Source organism: Novosphingobium rosa NBRC 15208, from assembly GCF_001598555.1.
Classification (GTDB): Bacteria; Pseudomonadota; Alphaproteobacteria; order Sphingomonadales; family Sphingomonadaceae; genus Novosphingobium; species Novosphingobium rosa.
Genome location: NZ_BCZE01000112.1, coordinates 1 through 16,986, shown reverse-complemented (window position 1 = coordinate 16,986; position 16,986 = coordinate 1). Strand labels below are relative to the sequence as shown.

The 16,986-nt window shown below is 64.8% G+C and carries 14 protein-coding genes; 6 read left to right on the top strand and 8 right to left on the bottom strand.

All coding sequences use genetic code 11. The features are described from left to right. Positions 1-23: 23 nt before the first annotated feature. A complete protein-coding gene (locus SR3_RS28120) occupies positions 24-1,130 on the bottom strand; it encodes a mechanosensitive ion channel family protein (protein WP_068094004.1) in 1,107 nt (368 codons plus the stop codon). A 46-nt stretch (positions 1,131-1,176) separates the two neighbouring features. Next, positions 1,177-4,086 (bottom strand): DNA polymerase I, encoded by a 2,910-nt coding sequence (gene polA / locus SR3_RS28115; RefSeq protein WP_084456008.1) that lies wholly within the window; start codon positions 4,084-4,086, stop codon positions 1,177-1,179. Positions 4,087-4,341: 255 nt separating this feature from the next. Between polA and SR3_RS28110 the strand changes: the two genes are divergently transcribed. Then, positions 4,342-4,518, top strand: coding sequence for a hypothetical protein (locus SR3_RS28110; protein WP_157099171.1), 177 nt, complete (start codon positions 4,342-4,344; stop codon positions 4,516-4,518). Between the two features lie 93 nt (positions 4,519-4,611). On the opposite strand, the gene SR3_RS28105 is transcribed toward SR3_RS28110, so the two are convergent. From SR3_RS28105 to SR3_RS28085, 5 genes are all read right to left on the bottom strand, one after another. Beyond that, positions 4,612-5,157 carry a GNAT family N-acetyltransferase gene (locus SR3_RS28105; RefSeq protein WP_068094008.1) on the bottom strand — a complete coding sequence of 182 codons (546 nt, stop codon included), beginning with the start codon at positions 5,155-5,157 and terminating at the stop codon, positions 4,612-4,614. Between the two features lie 90 nt (positions 5,158-5,247). After that, positions 5,248-6,339: a serine hydrolase gene (locus SR3_RS28100; RefSeq protein WP_084456007.1), complete on the bottom strand. Its 1,092-nt coding sequence runs from the start codon at positions 6,337-6,339 to the stop codon at positions 5,248-5,250. A 437-nt stretch (positions 6,340-6,776) separates the two neighbouring features. Further along, positions 6,777-8,414 (bottom strand): chaperonin GroEL, encoded by a 1,638-nt coding sequence (gene groL / locus SR3_RS28095; RefSeq protein ID WP_068093996.1) that lies wholly within the window; start codon positions 8,412-8,414, stop codon positions 6,777-6,779. 52 nt (positions 8,415-8,466) lie between these two features. Beyond that, entirely contained in the window at positions 8,467-8,754 is a 288-nt protein-coding gene (gene groES / locus SR3_RS28090) for a co-chaperone GroES (RefSeq protein ID WP_068093994.1), read from the bottom strand. A 149-nt stretch (positions 8,755-8,903) separates the two neighbouring features. Further along, the gene (locus SR3_RS28085) at positions 8,904-10,277 is read right to left on the bottom strand and encodes an MATE family efflux transporter (protein ID WP_068093992.1); all 1,374 of its coding nucleotides are present in this window, start codon (positions 10,275-10,277) and stop codon (positions 8,904-8,906) included. A 352-nt stretch (positions 10,278-10,629) separates the two neighbouring features. Between SR3_RS28085 and recO the strand changes: the two genes are divergently transcribed. From recO to SR3_RS28065, 4 genes are all read left to right on the top strand, one after another. After that, complete coding sequence (recO, locus tag SR3_RS28080) at positions 10,630-11,259, top strand: DNA repair protein RecO (protein ID WP_068093988.1); 630 nt, start codon at positions 10,630-10,632, stop codon at positions 11,257-11,259. Between the two features lie 17 nt (positions 11,260-11,276). Further along, positions 11,277-12,335, top strand: coding sequence for a 3-isopropylmalate dehydrogenase (leuB, locus tag SR3_RS28075; RefSeq protein WP_068093987.1), 1,059 nt, complete (start codon positions 11,277-11,279; stop codon positions 12,333-12,335). Positions 12,336-12,428: 93 nt separating this feature from the next. Further along, positions 12,429-13,616 (top strand): glycosyltransferase, encoded by a 1,188-nt coding sequence (locus SR3_RS28070; protein WP_068093984.1) that lies wholly within the window; start codon positions 12,429-12,431, stop codon positions 13,614-13,616. A gap of 139 nt (positions 13,617-13,755) precedes the next feature. After that, complete coding sequence (locus SR3_RS28065) at positions 13,756-14,028, top strand: hypothetical protein (protein ID WP_157099170.1); 273 nt, start codon at positions 13,756-13,758, stop codon at positions 14,026-14,028. A gap of 96 nt (positions 14,029-14,124) precedes the next feature. Here SR3_RS28065 and SR3_RS28060 read toward each other — a convergent pair whose 3' ends face one another. Continuing rightward, a complete protein-coding gene (locus tag SR3_RS28060) occupies positions 14,125-15,441 on the bottom strand; it encodes a dolichyl-phosphate-mannose--protein mannosyltransferase (RefSeq protein ID WP_068093977.1) in 1,317 nt (438 codons plus the stop codon). Between the two features lie 143 nt (positions 15,442-15,584). Here SR3_RS28060 and SR3_RS28055 point away from each other — a divergent pair, with 143 nt between their 5' ends. Continuing rightward, positions 15,585-16,793 (top strand): trans-sulfuration enzyme family protein, encoded by a 1,209-nt coding sequence (locus SR3_RS28055; RefSeq protein ID WP_068093973.1) that lies wholly within the window; start codon positions 15,585-15,587, stop codon positions 16,791-16,793. Positions 16,794-16,986 lie beyond the last annotated feature (193 nt).

Here is a 16,986-nt window from a genome sequence, read left to right as displayed (position 1 = left end):
AAAAAGCCGATATGGCTCGCGAGTCAGGTGGTCATGCAGAGCGAATCGGGCTGATGCTCACGCAGCCATTCCAGCATGGTCTCGCGCATCGCCAGCCGCAGGCCGCCCAGCGCATTGGGGTCGGCGGCGCTCATCACCAGCTTGATCTCGACAAAGCCGACCTTGGCCTCGGAAACCTGCAATTGCCCTGTGCGCTTGTCCCAGTCCGGATGACTGCCCAGCGCCGCCAGATAGGCCGTGCGCATAGGCTCGATGGCGAAGCCGGGGCGGATCGGCAGAACCACCGATCCGGTGATGCCGCCCACCCGCGTCCAGTTCTGGAAGCTGGTGTCGAGAAATTTCGCGGTGGGGATGATCAGCCGCCGCTCGTCACCGGTGCGCATCACCACATAGCTGAGGCGGATGTCCTCCACCCGTCCGCTTTCGCTGTCCACCACCACATAGTCGCCGATGCGAATGGGTTGGGTGAGGGCAATCTGGATGCCCGCCACCAAGGATTTCAAAGCAGGCTGGGCGGCGGCGCCCATGGCCAGACCGATCAGGCCCGCCGAGGCGATCAGCGTGGCGCCCACATGCCGTACCGCCGGAAAGCCCAGCAGGATCATCGCCACGGTAACAAAGATGATCACAAAGCCCAGTGAGCGCGACAGGAGCGTGATACGCGTCGAGCGGCTGCGCGCGGTCATCTCGTCATCATGGGTGAGGATGCGGGCGCTGAGCAGCTCCGCGCTGGTCTTTACGCCAGCGTAAATCACCCATCCGGTGAGCGCCGGCACGATAAAGCCCGCCAGAGCCATCCAGATATGCGCCACCATGCGGTCCGCATCGGCGGCAATGGAGATGCCGACGGCCACAAAGGACCAGCGCACGGACTGGTTAAAGCCGCTGGCCACCTCGACTTCGGTGTGGTTCTGGGAACGGCGTCCCAGCCGCCGCAGCAGCGCGAACAGCACGCCGTGCAGCGCCAGCGCCATCAGCACCGCGCTGCCCGCCGCCACCGTGGCGTGGGTAAGGCGGCCCGACCAGTGCATCACCTCGGAGGATGAGGGCAACTGGTCGGGATCGAGCGCATTGGTGGCCAGCGCGATCGGATGCAGGTCCATGGGTTTGAGCGCGATGCGGGGGATCATGCCCGCGCCTCTGCCGCGCCCCGCCTGAAGCGCGGATGAAGCACCATCAGTGCGCTGCGCCCCAGCTTGCCCCCTTGCCGATTTCCACGCCCAGCGGCACGCCGCTGGTGACGGAGGGCAGGGCGGCCTGCTCCATCACCTGACGGATCACCGCGCTGGCGGCTTCGACATCGCCTTCGGGCACTTCGAAGACCAGTTCGTCGTGGACCTGCAGCAGCATCTTCACACCAGGCAGGCCCGCTTCGGCCAGCGCCGGCTCCATCTGGGCCATGGCGCGCTTGATGATGTCGGCGCAGGTGCCCTGGATCGGGGCGTTGATCGCGGCGCGCTCGCTGCCCTGGCGCTCGGCCTGATTCTTCGAGCCGATGCGCGGGAACCAGCATTTGCGGCCGAACAGCGTCTCCGAATAGCCCTTCTCGCGCACGCTGGAGAGCGTGTCGTGAATGTAGCGCTGGATGCCGGGAAAGCGCTGGAAATAGGTGTCGATCATGGCCTGCGCTTCCTCGGGCGTGACGCCCAGACGCGGCGCGAGGCCCCAGCGGCTGATGCCATAGAGGATGGCGAAGTTGATCGTCTTGGCGCGCCCGCGCGTCTCGCGGTCGACATGGCCGAACAGCTCCTGCGCGGTGGCGGCGTGAATGTCCGCCCCCGCCGCGAAGGCCGCCTTCAGCTCGGGCACATCGGCCATATGCGCGGCCAGACGCAGCTCGATCTGGCTGTAATCCGCCGAGAGAATCACATGGCCCGGATCGGCGACGAAACAGTCGCGGATCTGTCGCCCGATCTCGGTGCGGATGGGAATGTTCTGCAGATTGGGCTCGGTGGAGGAGAGGCGCCCGGTCTGCGCGCCCACCAGCGAATAGGAGGTGTGGACACGCCCCGTCACCGGGCTGATCGCGGCCTGCAGCGCCTCGGTGTAGGTCGAGCGCAGCTTGGAAAGCTGGCGCCATTCCAGCACCTTGCGCGCGATGGGCACGCCTTCGGCCTCCAGCTTTTCCAGCACCGAGAGGTCGGTGGAATATTGCCCGGTCTTGCCCTTCTTGCCGCCCTTCAGGCCCATCTTGTCGAAGAGGATCTCGCCCAGCTGCTTGGGGCTGCCGATGGTGAAGGGCTGACCGGCCAGTTCATGCACCTCGGCTTCCAGCGCGCCGATGGCCTCGGCGAATTGCGAGGAGAGACCCGCCAGCTTCTCGCGGTCCACGCGGATGCCGCGGCGCTCCATGCCCGCCACCACCGGGATCAGCGGGCGGTCGACACGTTCATAGATGCGCGTGGCCGATTCATGCGAGAGGCGCGGTTTGAGCAGCCGGTGCAGGCGCCAGGTCACCTCGGCGTCCTCGGCGGCATATTGCGTGGCGCGGGCCAGCGGCACTTCGGCAAAGCTGATCGCCTTCTTGCCGGTGCCGCAGACCTCCTTGAAGGAGATGCAGGTGTGATCGAGATGGCGGCGCGCCAGTTCGTCCATGCCATGGCCGCCGCCGATGCCATCCTCGCTGCGCCCGGCGTCCATATCGAAGCTGATGACCATCGTGTCATCGAGCGGCGCCACGGTGATGCCGAAGCGCGCCAGCACGTTGAGATCATACTTGGCGTTCTGGCCGACCTTGAGCACCGCATCGCTTTCCAGCAACGGCTTGAGCCGCGCCAGAGCGGTGTTACGGTCGATCTGCTCGGGTTTTTCGGCGAACATATCGGTGCCGCCATGGCCCAGCGGGATGTAGCAGGCCTGACCCGCGCCAATCGACAGGCTGACACCAACCAGATCGGCACCAATCGCATCCAGAGCGCTGGTTTCGGTGTCGAAGGCGACCACGCGGGCGGCGAAGCAACGCGCGATCCAGCTGTCCAGAGCGTCCAATGTGGTGACGCAATCATAGCCCTCCACATCGATGGCAGGCAAAGCGGCGGGGGCCTGAGGCCCGGCCAGAGCGGCAGGGGCAGCCGCAGCATTGGCGGGTTTGGCGGGATGCAACTGCGTCGAACGTTCAGGGCTGCCGCGTCCGCCATCCAGACGCTTGAGCAGGCTGGAAAAGCCATGTTCGCTCAAAAACGCAGCCAAAGGCTCGGGCGGGATCTGGCCCAGCTTGAAGTCGTCCAGCGGCATCGGCAGCGCCGCATCCTCCTTCAGCGCCACCAGCACGCGCGACAGGCGGGCCATATCGGCCTGCTCGATCAGGCTGTCGCGCAGCTTGCTGGCCTTCATGGTGGGCGCGGCGGCCAAGGCTGATTCGAGATCGCCATGTTCGACGATCAGTTTCGTGGCCGTTTTGGGGCCGATGCCGCGAATCCCGGGCACGTTATCCACCGAATCGCCCATCAGCGCCAACACGTCACCGACCTTTTCGGGCGTTACACCGAATTTTTCCGCGACCTCCGGAAGGAAGATGCGCAGGTTTTTCATCGTGTCGAGCATGTCGATGCGCGCGCCGCTTTCATGGTCGCCCACCAGCTGCATCAGATCCTTGTCGGAGGACACAATCGTCACGTCCCAGCCCTGCGCCACGGCGGCGCGTGCGTAGGAAGCGATGAGATCGTCGGCCTCAAGCCCGGCTTCCTCGATGCAGGGCAGGGAAAAGGCGCGCGTCGCTTCGCGAATCAGCGGGAACTGGGGGACCAGATCCTCGGGCGGCGGCGGGCGGTTCGCCTTGTAATCGGCATAGATGTCATTGCGGAAACTTTTGCTGCCCTTGTCCAGAATAACCGCCAAATGCGTGGGTCCGTCGGCCTTGTGCAGGTCTTCGGCAAGTTTCCACAGCATCGTGGTGTAGCCATAGACCGCCCCCACTGGCACGCCCGCCGGATTGGTGAGCGGGGGCAGCCGGTGATAGGCGCGGAAGATATAGGCCGACCCGTCCACCAGATAGAGATGGCAGCGGCTGCGCCCCTCGGTTGCGCAGTTTTCCGGCGCATTTTCAGCGAGGGGGAGAAGGGCGGGTGCTGTTTCTGGAAGGTTCATATCGCCACCGTCATACCCCCTGTTGAGGCACACGAAAAGCCGCCTTCCGGGGGGCTTGTTCACCTTGCCTGTGGTTAAATTATCATGCTGCACCGCGACGAGTTGTCGTATCTCGACGCGACTAGCGCTTGCATCGCAGGCCCAAGGTGATTATCTGGCTGACGAAGTCTACTCCTGCGGTAGGCTTTCCGCACGGCGCTCCACCCCCAGTGGAGGGTGTCGCGCGTGGTCCACTCGCTGTTCAAGGAATACATCATGCGCAAGATCATTCTCGCCGCTGCCGTCGCTGGCGCCGCTCTGACCCTGTCGGCTTGCGGCAAGACCGAAGCTCCCGCCACCTCGGCTGAATCGGTTGACACCGTTGTTGACACCGCCGTGTCGGCTGACTCGGCTGCTTCGGTGGACGCCACCTCGGCTGCCTCGAGCAACTAATCTTTTCCGCGCCTTCGCGCGAAAGATTAGAAGAGATTGGGCGCGTGGAGAAATCCACGCGCCTTTTCTTTTGCCTGCTTCCGGTGGGGGTTTTTAGCGGCCACGCAAGGCCAGCCATTCCTCCCGCGTGATTTCCCAGATTTCGGTCGGATGACGGCCTGAGACGAAATCGCGCTCGCCCTGCCAGATCACCCGCATGCCCGTTTTCTCCGAAATCCGGCGCGAGGCGATGTTGGCCATGGCTTTGGGTACGCGCAGCACTGGCTTGGCCAGCGTCTCAAACCAGAAGGCCGTGACGGCTTCACAGGCCTCGCCCATCAGCCCCTGGCCCCAGAGATCAGGGTTAAGCCAGAAGCCGCGATTGTCCTGCTCGCCATCCTGAAGCGAAATGACGCCCACCAGCCTGTCGGGCGCGCTCTTCAGGCGGATCGACCACTGCCAGGCCGCGCCGCTGGCCATGCGGGGCAGGATCACATCGCGCAGGAAGGTTTCGGCGCCGTCCGCCGGGTAGGGCCAGGGGATCAGCGGATTGAGAAATTCCACGATCCGCCAATCAGGGAACTGCTTCTGCACTGCCGGGGCATCTTCGGCTACGACAGGTCTGAGCAGCAGGCGTTCCGTTTCCAGATCAGGGATCATCAGGCAGGTCTTCCAGGCATAGGTCGCACAACGAAAAAGGGCGCCGATGGTAACCACCGGCGCCCTTGCGACATAAAAAGATCGTTAAGGTTACCGCGCGATGGCGCTTGTATGCATGCCGCCGTCGCGCATGCCATTGTCACGAAGGGCGGTCAGCTGCGGCTGATAGCCCTCGTAAACGGTGCGCGCGATCGAGGCGATGCGCGAATCACGGCCCGGCTTGCTGCCCTGACCCGTCACATAGATCGCGATGGCGATGTTGCGCCCGTCCGCCGTGCGGATGATGCCCACATCGCTGGCCGTGTTGTTCAGCGTGCCGGTCTTGTGGCCGACAATCGCGTCATTGGGCAGCAGCCCGCGCATGCGATGCGTGCCGGTGGCGCAGCGGCTCATCGCCGAGAGCAGCACGGCGCGGCTGCCCGGGGTGAGCCACTGGCCCTGATAGAGCCCCGCCAGCAGCGTCGCCATGGCCTGAGGCGTGGTGCTGTCACGCAGATCGATGGTGGTGGCCGGATTGACCAGCCCGTCATCGCGCACCAGCGTGGCGATATCGCGGTCGATCCGCATGCCGCCGATGCCTGCCTTGTGCAGCCAGCGATCCACGGCCTTCGGGCCGCCAATCGCCGCCAGAATGGCGTCGGTGGCGTGGTTGTTCGAATGGATGATCGTCATGTCGATCAGTTGCGTGGCCGAATAGATCGGCCCCTCACGCTGAGGCGCGGGGCCCGAGCCGGGGCGCGAGGGCAGCGGCATCATGATCGGAAAACGGTCGGTCAGGCGGAATTTGCCCTGATCCACGCCATCGAGGAAGGTGGCGACGATGGCCACCTTGACCGTGCTGGCCATGGGGAAGGGCTGGTCGCCCATCACCGAAATGCCCTTGCCGTTCGACAGGTCGACCGCCGCCACGCCAATGCGCCCATGCGCGGCATTGGCCACGCTGGCCAGCCGCGCCTCGAAGCCATTGCCATAAGGCACGACCGAACCGGGCGTCGCCGGAGCAGGGGCGGGCAGAACGCCGCCGGGCAGCACCGTGCCGGGCGGCAGGCCACCGGGCGGAGCAGGCTTGATCTGGAAGGCCCGGTCAAAGGCGCGCTCAAGATCGTCGGCAGCGGCGGGCGGCGCCAGAAGCGCTCCGGCCAGCAGTGCCATACCCATCAGACGGAAACGAAGACTGTGCATGATTCTGCTTATGCCACAATGACCCTGCCGTTGGGTTAACCCAACTTATAGGGTTGATATAGAGTCACGCGATAAGGCGCGCGAAGGGTGCGATGAAGGGGGGAACCAAATAGAAGTTAAGGGAAAATGCGAGGGTGTTACACCCTCGCGCTCCCGAAACGTCTTCCGACGCCGGGGCAATGGCACCCGATCCGAGTGCCCAGCCTATCCACCTGCGCGGGGAAATGCGCCGCAGGCAGAAATGTTCCTAGCACAGTGTTTTACGAAATCTCGCTGCCTGCGGCGCTGCGACGTGGCGCAAGGCCGAACCGAGGCGCGAGGTAGACATTCAAGGGAGCGCGAGGGTTATGACCCTCGCATTGTCCCTTTTCTGAAAAAACAAAACCCGAAGGGATGTCTCCCTCCGGGTCTCGTTCATTCAGCAGATGGCGTTGGACTTAGAAATCCATGCCACCCATGCCGCCGCCCGGCATTGCGGGCATGGCGGGCTTGTCTTCGGGCTTCTCGACGATACCGGCTTCGGTCGTGATCAGCAGGCCGGCCACCGAGGCAGCGTTCTGCAGCGCGGTGCGCACGACCTTGGTGGGGTCGATCACGCCGGCGGCCAGCAGGTCTTCATAGACGTCGGTCGCGGCGTTGAAGCCCAGCGTCTCGTCCGACTGGTCGAGCAGCTTGCCGGCAACCAGCACGCCGTCGACGCCAGCGTTCTCGGCGATCTGCTTGATCGGGGCCGAGATCGCCTTGCGGACGATGTCCACGCCGCGGGTCTGGTCTTCGTTGGCACCCTTCAGGTTCTCAAGAGCCTTGGTGGCATACAGCAGAGCCGTACCGCCGCCGGGGACGATGCCTTCTTCAACGGCAGCGCGGGTGGCGTGCAGGGCATCGTCAACGCGATCCTTGCGCTCCTTGACCTCGACTTCGGTCGAACCGCCGACCTTGATGACAGCGACGCCGCCAGCCAGCTTGGCCAGACGCTCCTGCAGCTTCTCGCGGTCGTAGTCCGAGGTCGTGACCTCGATCTGCGCCTTGATCTGCTCCACGCGGCCCTTGATGTCCTCGGCAGCACCGTTGCCATCGACGATGGTGGTGTTGTCCTTGTCGATCGTGACCTTCTTGGCCTGGCCCAGCATGGTCAGGGTGACGGTCTCGAGCTTGATGCCCAGATCTTCCGAGATCATCTCGCCGGCGGTCAGCGTGGCGATGTCGCCCAGCATGGCCTTGCGGCGGTCACCGAAGCCGGGAGCCTTGACGGCGGCGATCTTCAGGCCGCCACGCAGCTTGTTGACGACCAGCGTGGCCAGAGCCTCACCCTCGATGTCCTCGGCGATGATCAGCAGGGGACGGCCCGACTGCACCACGGCTTCCAGAATGGGAAGCAGCGACTGAAGCGACGAGAGCTTCTTCTCGTGGATCAGGATGTAGGGGTTTTCCAGCTCGACAGTCATCTTGTCGGGGTTGGTCACGAAGTAGGGCGACAGATAGCCGCGGTCGAACTGCATGCCCTCGACGACGTCCAGCTCGAATTCGAGACCCTTGGCCTCTTCAACGGTGATGACGCCTTCCTTGCCGACCTTCTCCATGGCTTCGGCGATCTTCTCGCCGACTTCCACGTCGCCATTGGCCGAGATGATGCCGACCTGGGCAACCTGCGCCGAACCCGAAACGGGCTTCGAGCGGTCGGCCAGATCCTTGACGACGGCGGCGGCAGCCAGATCGATGCCGCGCTTCAGGTCCATGGGGTTGATGCCGGCGGCAACCGACTTGAGGCCTTCGCGCACGATGGCCTGGGCCAGCACGGTGGCGGTGGTGGTGCCGTCACCGGCCTTGTCGTTCGACTTGCTGGCGACTTCGCGCAGCATCTGGGCGCCCAGGTTCTCGAACTTGTCCTTCAGTTCGATTTCCTTGGCGACCGAAACGCCGTCCTTGGTGATGCGGGGGGCGCCGAAGCTCTTCTCGATCACCACATTGCGGCCCTTGGGCCCCAGGGTCACCTTCACAGCGTCGGCAAGGGTGTCAACGCCCTTGAGGATACGTTCGCGCGCGTCGCGGCCGAACTTGACGTCCTTGGCAGCCATTATGAATTCCTTTGAATTTCGTGAGACTTGGAGATTCCAGGGGCGGCTTGAATCAGCCGATCACGCCCAGAATGTCGCTTTCCTTCATGATCAGCAGATCTTCGCCCGCGACCTTGATCTCGGTGCCCGACCACTTGCCGAACAGCACGCGGTCGCCAGCCTTGACGTCCAGCGGGGTGACGGTGCCGTTCTCGGCGCGGGCGCCCGAACCGACCGAAACCACGATACCCTCGGCGGGCTTTTCCTTGGCGCTGTCGGGGATGATGATGCCGCCGGCGGTCTTCTCTTCGGCTTCAACGCGACGGACCAGCACGCGGTCGTGCAGGGGACGGAAGGACATTGAGATACCTCTCTCAAGTGAGTGAACTTTAGGTTAGCACTCCCTCATGGAGAGTGCCAATGAGCGGGATATGGGTCGCTGCCTCGGGGCCGTCAAGGGCGGGCGTCGCAATTTTTAGGCGGCCCGAAACAAAGGCAGGGCCAAATGCTTTAGCGTTCCGCCGTCAGCCGCAGTTTCTCTCGGCGACTCCAGCGGATCAGCAGCAGCGTGGCCACCACCGCCAGCCCGATAGCAAGGCCAATCCACACACCCATGCCGCGCAGAGGCGTGAAAAAGCCCAGCACCACCGCCGTGCCGAAGCCCGGCAGCCAATAGCCCAGCAGCGCGATGGTCATCGGCCAGCGCGTGTCCTGCAAGCCGCGCAAGGCGCCCTGAGCCACCGCCTGCGCCGCATCGACCAGCTGAAACGCCGCCGCGACAGACAGATACCGCACCGCCAGCGCCACCATCGCGGCATTGGCCACATCCCTGGTATCCACATAGGCTGACAGAATGGTGACAGGCATGCCCAGCATCGCGCCGGAACTGATGCAGGCGATGCCCAGCCCCACCGCAATGGCGGCCCAGCCCGCACGGCCCATCGCCGCCACATCGCGCGCGCCGTAATGATAGCCCACGCGGATCGTCGCGGCCTGACCCAGCCCCATTGGCAGCTGGAAGGTGAAGGCGGCGACCTGAAGCGCCACGGCATGAGCGGCCAGCTCCAGCTCGCCAATGCGGCCCATCAGGAAGGCCGCGCCGCCGAACAGGCCTGCCTCGGCCAGCACGGTGGAGAAGATCGGCAGCCCCAGCTTCAGGATTTCCAGCAGGCGCGTGGTCTCGCTGCGCCACCAGCGGCCCATGATGCGATAGCGGCGCAGGCGGCGGTCTGTCGCGATGATCACGGCATAGGCCAGCAGCGTGGCGCAGGCGGTGATGACGCTGGCGATGCCAGACCCGCTCAGCCCCAGCGCCGGAGCGCCCCAATGCCCGAAGACCAGCGCGTAATTCCCGCAAGCATTCACCGCGATGGCCAGCCCCGTGATCGCCGTGGCGAACACCGGCCGCCCCAGTGTGGAGACGAAAGTCCGCAGCACATTGGCGGCAATCAGCGGGATCATCGCCCATTGCAGGATATGCATGAAGGCCCCGGCCTGCGTCGCCAGATGCGGGCTTTGTCCCGTCAGGCGGAAGAAACCGGTGCTGGCCGTGCAGATGCCCACGCCCAGCAACCCACACCCCACCGACAGCCACAGCGCCATCCGCACCGAGCGGCGGATCTCCCGCACGGCATGGCGTTTGCGGCCCAGCTCGGCGGCCATGATCGGGGCGACAGCGCCCGTCAGCCCGGAAAAGCTCCATGCCAGCAGGCCGAACAGGCTGACGGCCAGTGACGAGGTGGCCAGCTGGCTCTGCCCCAGACGGGCGACGAAAATGACGTCGATGGCATAAACCGCCATCTGCAAAACATTGGCCGCCGCCAAAGGCAGGGCCAGCTTCAGCGTTTCGCGCAGTTCTGTCCGGAAAGGGGAGGCGGTGGTCATGGTCGGGGCGATAGGCGGGTGGGGGTATGGGGTAAAGGACGTGAAGACAATAAATGCGAGGGCCATAAGCGTGCGCTTGTCGCAGGCGACAAGCTGGGGCGCCCTCGCGCTCCCTTTAGTGTCTTCGTTGCGCTTCGGGTTCGGCGATGGAGCAGCGTTGCGGCGCCGCAGGCCTGAACAGTGTTGGCGCAGCCCTTGATTCAAGATGACCTGCCTGCGGCGCTTTGGATTGTGCAGGTGGAGAGCCGGGGCGCGAGGTTTCGGTGCCACGACCTGACCGCCGGAAGACATTCCGGGAGCGCGAGGGGGTAACCCCCTCGCATTGTCCTTCTTCCTTCTCTAAGCCGCAAAAATGCTCCTTCGTACCTCTGCCATTCTTTGCTCTGCCCGGCCTCACGGCGAAATCGGCGTGATCGCGCGGCTGATGACGCCGGGGCACGGCCTGACCACGGCTTACGTTTCGGGCGGCAGGGGCAGGGCGCTGCGTCCGGTGCTGATCCCGGGCAATGGCCTCGATTGCGAGCTGCGCGCGCGGATCGAAGGGCAGATGCCCGGCGCCAGGATCGAGCTCACCCACAGCCGCGCGCCGTTTCTGGCCGAGCCTCTGCCTGCCGCCGCCATTGGCTGGGTCTGCGTGCTGACGGCCAGCGCTCTGCCTGAACGGCAACCTTATCCCGCGCTCTATGATGCCCTGGAGGCCTTGCTCGATGCCATCTGTTCGGCGCCATCGGCAAGAGGCTGGGCGCCGGGGTTGATCGCTTACGAGGCGCTGATGCTGCGCGAGATGGGCTATGGCGCAAGGTTCGGCGCGGGCATGGATGGGCAACGCCTGCTGCTGGGCGGGGCGGAATGGAGCGCGGTGATGCAGGGTTTTGACCGGATCGGCGAGGCTCTGGCGCGCTATGTGCTTGCCGATCAACGCCACGATGTTATGGGGGCGCGCGAAAGGCTGCGCGAGCGGCTGGGCAAGATTGACAGCTAGGAAGGGACGATCCCTCTATGAAAATTGCGGTTTTCGCCGGTGACGGCATCGGTCCTGAAGTGACTCAGCAGGCGCTGCGCGTGCTTGAGGCGCTCGCTCTGCCCGGGATCGAGCTGGAATTCGGCGATGTGGGCGGTGTCGCCTATCGCAATCAGGGTCATCCGCTGCCCGAAACCACGCTGGAGATCGCGCGCCGCGCGGACGGCATTCTGTTCGGCGCGGTGGGTGATTTTTCCTGCGACCATCTGGAGCGCGCGCTGCGCCCCGAGCAGGCCATTCTGGGCCTGCGCAAGGAACTGACCCTGTTCGCCAACCTGCGCCCGGCCACGCTGTTCGCAGGGATGGAAGGCTTTTCGGCGCTGCGCCCCGAGGTCGCGCGCGAGATCGACCTGCTGATCGTGCGCGAGCTGAACGGCGACGTCTATTTCGGCGACAAGGGCACCCGCACGCTTGAGGATGGCCGCCGTCAGGGCTGGGACATGATGTCCTATGCCGAGGATGAGGTGCGCCGCATCGCTCACACCGCCTTCCGCGCCGCGCAGGGCCGCAAGAAGAAGCTGTGCAGCGTGGACAAGGCCAATGTGCTGGAAACCAGCCAGCTGTGGCGCGATGTGGTGATCGAGGTTTCGGCCGAATACCCCGATGTCGAGCTGACCCATATGTATGTCGACAATGCCGCCATGCAGCTGGTGAAGAGCCCCGGCCAGTTCGACGTGGTGGTCACCGGCAATCTGTTCGGCGACATTCTTTCCGATCAGGCCAGCATGTGCGTGGGTTCGATCGGCCTGCTGGCCTCGGCCTCGCTGGGCGAGCGCCAGACCGCATATGGCACGCTGGGCATGTATGAGCCGATCCACGGCAGCGCGCCCGACATCGCCGGCCAGAACAAGGCCAATCCGATGGCGACGATCCTGTCGCTGGCGATGCTGCTGCGCCACTCGCTGGGTCTGGCCGAAGCGGCCGACCGGGTCGAGGCCGCCGTGGCCAGGACGCTGGCCGATGGCATCCGTGGCGGCGATCTGGGCGGCAGCGCCTCCACATCGGACATCGGCGATGCCGTTCTGGCGCGCCTTTAACCTTTAACAGCATAAACTGCACGAGAGCGGGACGTTTCCAAGGCGGCAGTTGACGTCCCGCCCCTCGATCAGGCACAGGCCAATTTCTATCTTATGACGCAAACCGATCTTTCCTCGTCCGCACCTGTGGCGTCTGCTCCGGCGCAGCGCCTGCAGCTGGCCATCGTTCTGCCCACGCTGAACGAGCGCAAGAATTTGCGCAAGCTGGTGGCGCGCCTCGATGCCGCGCTGGGCGATATCGGCTGGGAAGCCATCTTCGTCGATGACAACAGCCCCGACGGCACCGCCGATGAGGCCCGCGCCATCAATCAGGAAGATCCGCGCATCCGCGTGATCCAGCGGATCGGTCGGCGCGGCCTGGCCAGCGCCGCGATCGAGGGCATGTGCTCCACCGCCGCCCCCGTGGTGGCGGTGATGGATGCCGACCATCAGCACGATCCCAAGCTGCTGCCGCAGATGCTGGCCGCCATCGAAAGCGGCGAGTATGACGTGGCCTATGCCAGCCGCTTCGCCGAGGGCGCCAGCACCGATGCCTGGGGCCGCCCTGATCGCGTCAAGGCTTCGGGTTTCGCCAATGCGCTGGCGCGCCGCGTGACGGGGGTGGAGCTTTCCGACCCGATGAGCGGCTATTTCATGCTGCGCGGCACCACTCTGCGCGCCGATGCGCATCGCCTGTCGGGTGTGGGGTTCAAGATCCTGCTCGATATTCTCGCCACCGTCGATGCCCCGCTGCGCGTCAAGGAGTTCCCGTTGAACTTCGCTGCCCGCGAAGAGGGTGAGAGCAAGCTGGATCGCACCGTCGTGTTCGAATTTCTCATCGGTCTTTACGACAAGTGGCTGGGCCGCATCATTCCGACCCGCTTTGCGCTGTTCGGCACGGTGGGGGCCCTGGGCGTCATCGTGCAGTTCGCGATCCTGTGGGTGGTGCTGACGGGCATTCTGGGCGAGCCGTTCAAATATGGCCACTGGGATGCCGATGCGCTCACGTTCAACATCGCCAACACCATCGCGGCGGTCACGGCGATGACGTTCAACTTCGTGCTGAACAACGAGCTGACCTATGCCGACAAGCGCCTGCGCGGCGTGGGCCGCATTCTCAAGGGCTGGTTCCAGTTCGCGCTGACCTGCTCGCTGGGTCTGCTGACCAACATCGGCGCCACGGCGGCGCTCAAGCGCATGCATATCAGCGATGTGATCGCCGTGCTGGTGGGCATCGTGCTGGCCTCGGTGTGGAATTTCGCGCTGAGTTCGAAGTTCGTCTGGGGTAAGTACGGCAACTGATCCTGCCGTTTCTGACCGGTCAGCAATTCTGAACGGGGCCTAACACCGGGCCTCACCCTGCGTTCAAGCAGATTACGGCATACCAACTTTCACAGGCGAATGACTCGTCTGTGAAGAGGAGTCTCCCGACCAAGGAGGTATGCCGATGCGTCGATCTGGAAGCATCCTGGGGCTTGCCGTCCTTGTGAGTTTGGTCGGTGGCGCCGCCACCGCCGGCATGAAAGGCAAGGACAGGCTGCCCGCCCGCGCGATCGCCAGCGATTCCGCCGTCGCCGAAAGCAGGCCCTGGGTGCTTTACCCGGACCGCGACGACCGCGCCCGTTTCCGTGCCTATGAAGTTCGCATCATGCGTGGCGAGACCTTCTCGCATGTGGATGCCAGACGTGATCAGGCCCGTGGCGTCATCCGCTGAGGCGCAGGTGACAGGCGGGCCTGTCTGGGGGCCTGTGCCGGTTCCGTGACTGGGGCCTTTGCTTCGCGCGGAGCCGGTGCAGCGCAGCTTTCGCCATCAGCGCCAGCTGTCCAGCCACATCCAGTGCTGGAAGCTCATGGCATCCTTGAGCGGCTGCGCGGTCAGGATTGGCCAGAACCACAGGCAGGTGCCCACCGCCAGCACCAGAGCGCCCAGCGCCGCCCAGCGCCCGTCGCGCCCCGAACGCCATAGAGCGTCGAGCATCAGCGCCAGCGCCGCCACCAGAAAACTGCCGGGCAGCAGATAATGGTAATAGAACTGCACCGGCTTGTCGGCCACCAGCCACAGCGAGAGCGTGCCCACATAGGCCGCCACCGCCATCAGCGGGGCCGTCCGCCCCGCCGCATCGCGCCGCGCCATCCCCGCATAGAGGCACCAGCCCAGAGCGGGCAGCCCCGCCAGCATGGTGAAGGGATTGCCGATTAGCATCACGCCGCGTTGCGCGCCATCGACCTTCTCATACAAATACCAGATCGCCCGCTGATCGATCACCCATTGCCACCACACCGATTGATAGGGGTGATGCTTGGTCACGCTCGATTGCAGATGCACCATCTGCATATGCCAGTCGATCAGCCCGAAGACCGGCACTGCGCCCTCATGCCACAGCATCCCCGGCACCCATGTCAGCATGTAGGCCAGCAGCGGCACGCCCAGCAACCAGCCCAGCAATTCCTGTGTCGGCACGCCGGGGGTGGGGGCCACCATCGTCCCGCCCGTCCAGTTGCGCACGCTGGCCAGCAGCCGCGTGGCGATCAGCACACCGATGATCAGCGCCACCAGCGGCAAGGCGCTCCATTTCGCGCCAAGAGAAAGGCCCAGCGCCATCCCTGCCACACCCAGCCGCCAGCGCCGCGCAATCGGCGGCACGGCGCGGGGCAGGGCGGTGGCAGCGGCCAGCATCCACAGCGCCAGCATCGCCATGCCTGCCATCACCATATCCAGCATGGCGATGCGGCTCTGGATCAGCCAGGCGAAATCGCTGCCCAGCAGCACCATCCCCGCGATGGCGGCAAAACGCTGACCGCTGGCCCACCACATCATCCGCCCGAAGGAAAACAGCCCCAGCACGCCCATCACGGCGCTCGGCAGGCGCCATGCGAAAGGCGTGTCGCCCCACCAGCCGATCGACCAGGCGATCAGGCTCTTGGCGAAGAGCGGATGCTCCGGATTGGCCTGCACGCCGTCCAGCATGGCCCTTGCGGCGGGCACATAATGCACCTCGTCGAAATAGAGCTTGGAGGGGATGCCCAGACGCCAGAACACCAGCACGGCAAACAGCGCCGCGATCCCCACTTGCCACCACAAGGGATCGCGCGTGATGACCGGGGCAGGGATCGGCAGTCGGTTCATACCCCCTTAGGCATATGGTTGCTGCCCCCTGCTGTCCACCCGGCCCATCGCCCCGACACACCGGCTGAACGTACCCTTATGATCTTTTACGCAAACTTTGGCCGCCCTTGCAGAGCCGGGCGGGCGGGCTTAAAGCGCGGACCATGAAGCACAAGACTGGACAGGACCGCTCGCAGACCTCCACCTGGCGTCAGGCCACCCGCGCCGTGCGCGGCGGCACCTGGCGCAGCGAGATGGGCGAGACCAGCGAGGCGATCTTCGTCAACTCGGGCTATTGCTACGAGGATGCCGAGACGCCCGCCGCGCGCTTTGCCGGGCAGGAGCCGGGCATGACCTATGCCCGCACCCAGAACCCCACGGTGATGATGCTGGAAGAGCGCATCGCCCTGATGGAAGGCAGCGAAACCTGCCGCGTGCAGGCCAGCGGCATGTCCGCCATGAGCAGCGTGCTGCTCTCGCGCCTGTCGATGGGCGACCACCTTGTGATGGCGCGCGCCGCTTTCGGTCCCACCTTGTGGATCACCCAGAACCTGCTGCCCCGCTTCGGCATCGAAACCACGCTGGTCGATGGCCGCGACCTCGACGCGTGGAAGGACGCGATCCGCCCCAACACGAAGCTGTTCTTCTTCGAGACCCCCGCCAACCCGACGATGGACATCATCGACATCCGCGCCGTCAGCGATCTGGCCCATGAGCATGGCATCGAGGTGGCGGTGGACAATGCCTTCGCCTCCAGCGCCCTGCAGCGCCCGATGGATTTCGGCGCCGATGTGGTGGCCTATTCCGCCACTAAGCTGATGGACGGGCAGGGCCGCGTGCTGGCAGGGGCCGTCTGCGCCAGCCACGAGTGGATCAACAAGTATCTGCTGCCCTATCAGCGCAACACCGGCCCCATCCTTGCGCCCTTCAACGCATGGGTGGTGCTGAAGGGGCTGGAAACGCTGGACCTGCGCGCCAATGCCCAGGCTCAGGCCGCCCTGACGGTGGCGCAGGCTCTGGAAAAGCGCGTGCCCCGCATTCTCCACCCCGGCCTGCCCAGCCACCCCCAGCACGATCTGGTGAAGAAGCAGATGAAGCTGGCCGGTTCGGTGTTCTCGTTCGAAATCGACGGCGGGCGTGAGCGCGCCATGGCGGTGCTGAACGCGTTGAAGCTGATCGATATCTCGAACAACATCGGCGATGCGAAGAGCCTGATGACTCATCCGGCCTCGACCACGCATTCCAGCATCTCGCCCGAGATTCGCGCCGCTATGGGCGTGAGCGAGGGCCTGCTGCGCATCAGCGTCGGGCTGGAAGACGTGCAGGATCTGATCGATGATCTGGATCAGGCTCTGGATTCGGTCGGGTTTTAAGAAGGAAGGGTAGGTGCGAGGGCCATCGCCCTCGCGCTCCCTTTACTGTCTGCCTTGCGCACGGGTTCGGCCATAAGGCTAACGTCGCTGCGCCGCAGGCTTTATAAACGAGATAAGGCGTCGGGGCTTCCTGCCTGCGGCGCCTTTTCTGTGCCCGCGGAAAGTTTGCGCACCGTCGGGATGCCACTGACCC

Bases quoted from the DNA above. Each gene is read 5' to 3' on its own strand.
- SR3_RS28070 (WP_068093984.1), top strand. From the start codon at position 12,429: ATGACGCAAACCGATCTTTCCTCGTCCGCACCTGTGGCGTCTGCTCCG.
- leuB (WP_068093987.1), top strand. From the start codon at position 11,277: ATGAAAATTGCGGTTTTCGCCGGTGACGGCATCGGTCCTGAAGTGACT.
- groES (WP_068093994.1), bottom strand. From the start codon at position 8,754: ATGTCCTTCCGTCCCCTGCACGACCGCGTGCTGGTCCGTCGCGTTGAA.
- SR3_RS28085 (WP_068093992.1), bottom strand. From the start codon at position 10,277: ATGACCACCGCCTCCCCTTTCCGGACAGAACTGCGCGAAACGCTGAAG.
- SR3_RS28105 (WP_068094008.1), bottom strand. From the start codon at position 5,157: ATGATCCCTGATCTGGAAACGGAACGCCTGCTGCTCAGACCTGTCGTA.
- SR3_RS28120 (WP_068094004.1), bottom strand. From the start codon at position 1,130: ATGATCCCCCGCATCGCGCTCAAACCCATGGACCTGCATCCGATCGCG.
- SR3_RS28100 (WP_084456007.1), bottom strand. From the start codon at position 6,339: ATGCACAGTCTTCGTTTCCGTCTGATGGGTATGGCACTGCTGGCCGGA.
- polA (WP_084456008.1), bottom strand. From the start codon at position 4,086: ATGAACCTTCCAGAAACAGCACCCGCCCTTCTCCCCCTCGCTGAAAAT.
- SR3_RS28060 (WP_068093977.1), bottom strand. From the start codon at position 15,441: ATGAACCGACTGCCGATCCCTGCCCCGGTCATCACGCGCGATCCCTTG.
- SR3_RS28065 (WP_157099170.1), top strand. From the start codon at position 13,756: ATGCCGATGCGTCGATCTGGAAGCATCCTGGGGCTTGCCGTCCTTGTG.
- SR3_RS28110 (WP_157099171.1), top strand. From the start codon at position 4,342: ATGCGCAAGATCATTCTCGCCGCTGCCGTCGCTGGCGCCGCTCTGACC.
- groL (WP_068093996.1), bottom strand. From the start codon at position 8,414: ATGGCTGCCAAGGACGTCAAGTTCGGCCGCGACGCGCGCGAACGTATC.
- SR3_RS28055 (WP_068093973.1), top strand. From the start codon at position 15,585: ATGAAGCACAAGACTGGACAGGACCGCTCGCAGACCTCCACCTGGCGT.
- recO (WP_068093988.1), top strand. From the start codon at position 10,630: ATGCTCCTTCGTACCTCTGCCATTCTTTGCTCTGCCCGGCCTCACGGC.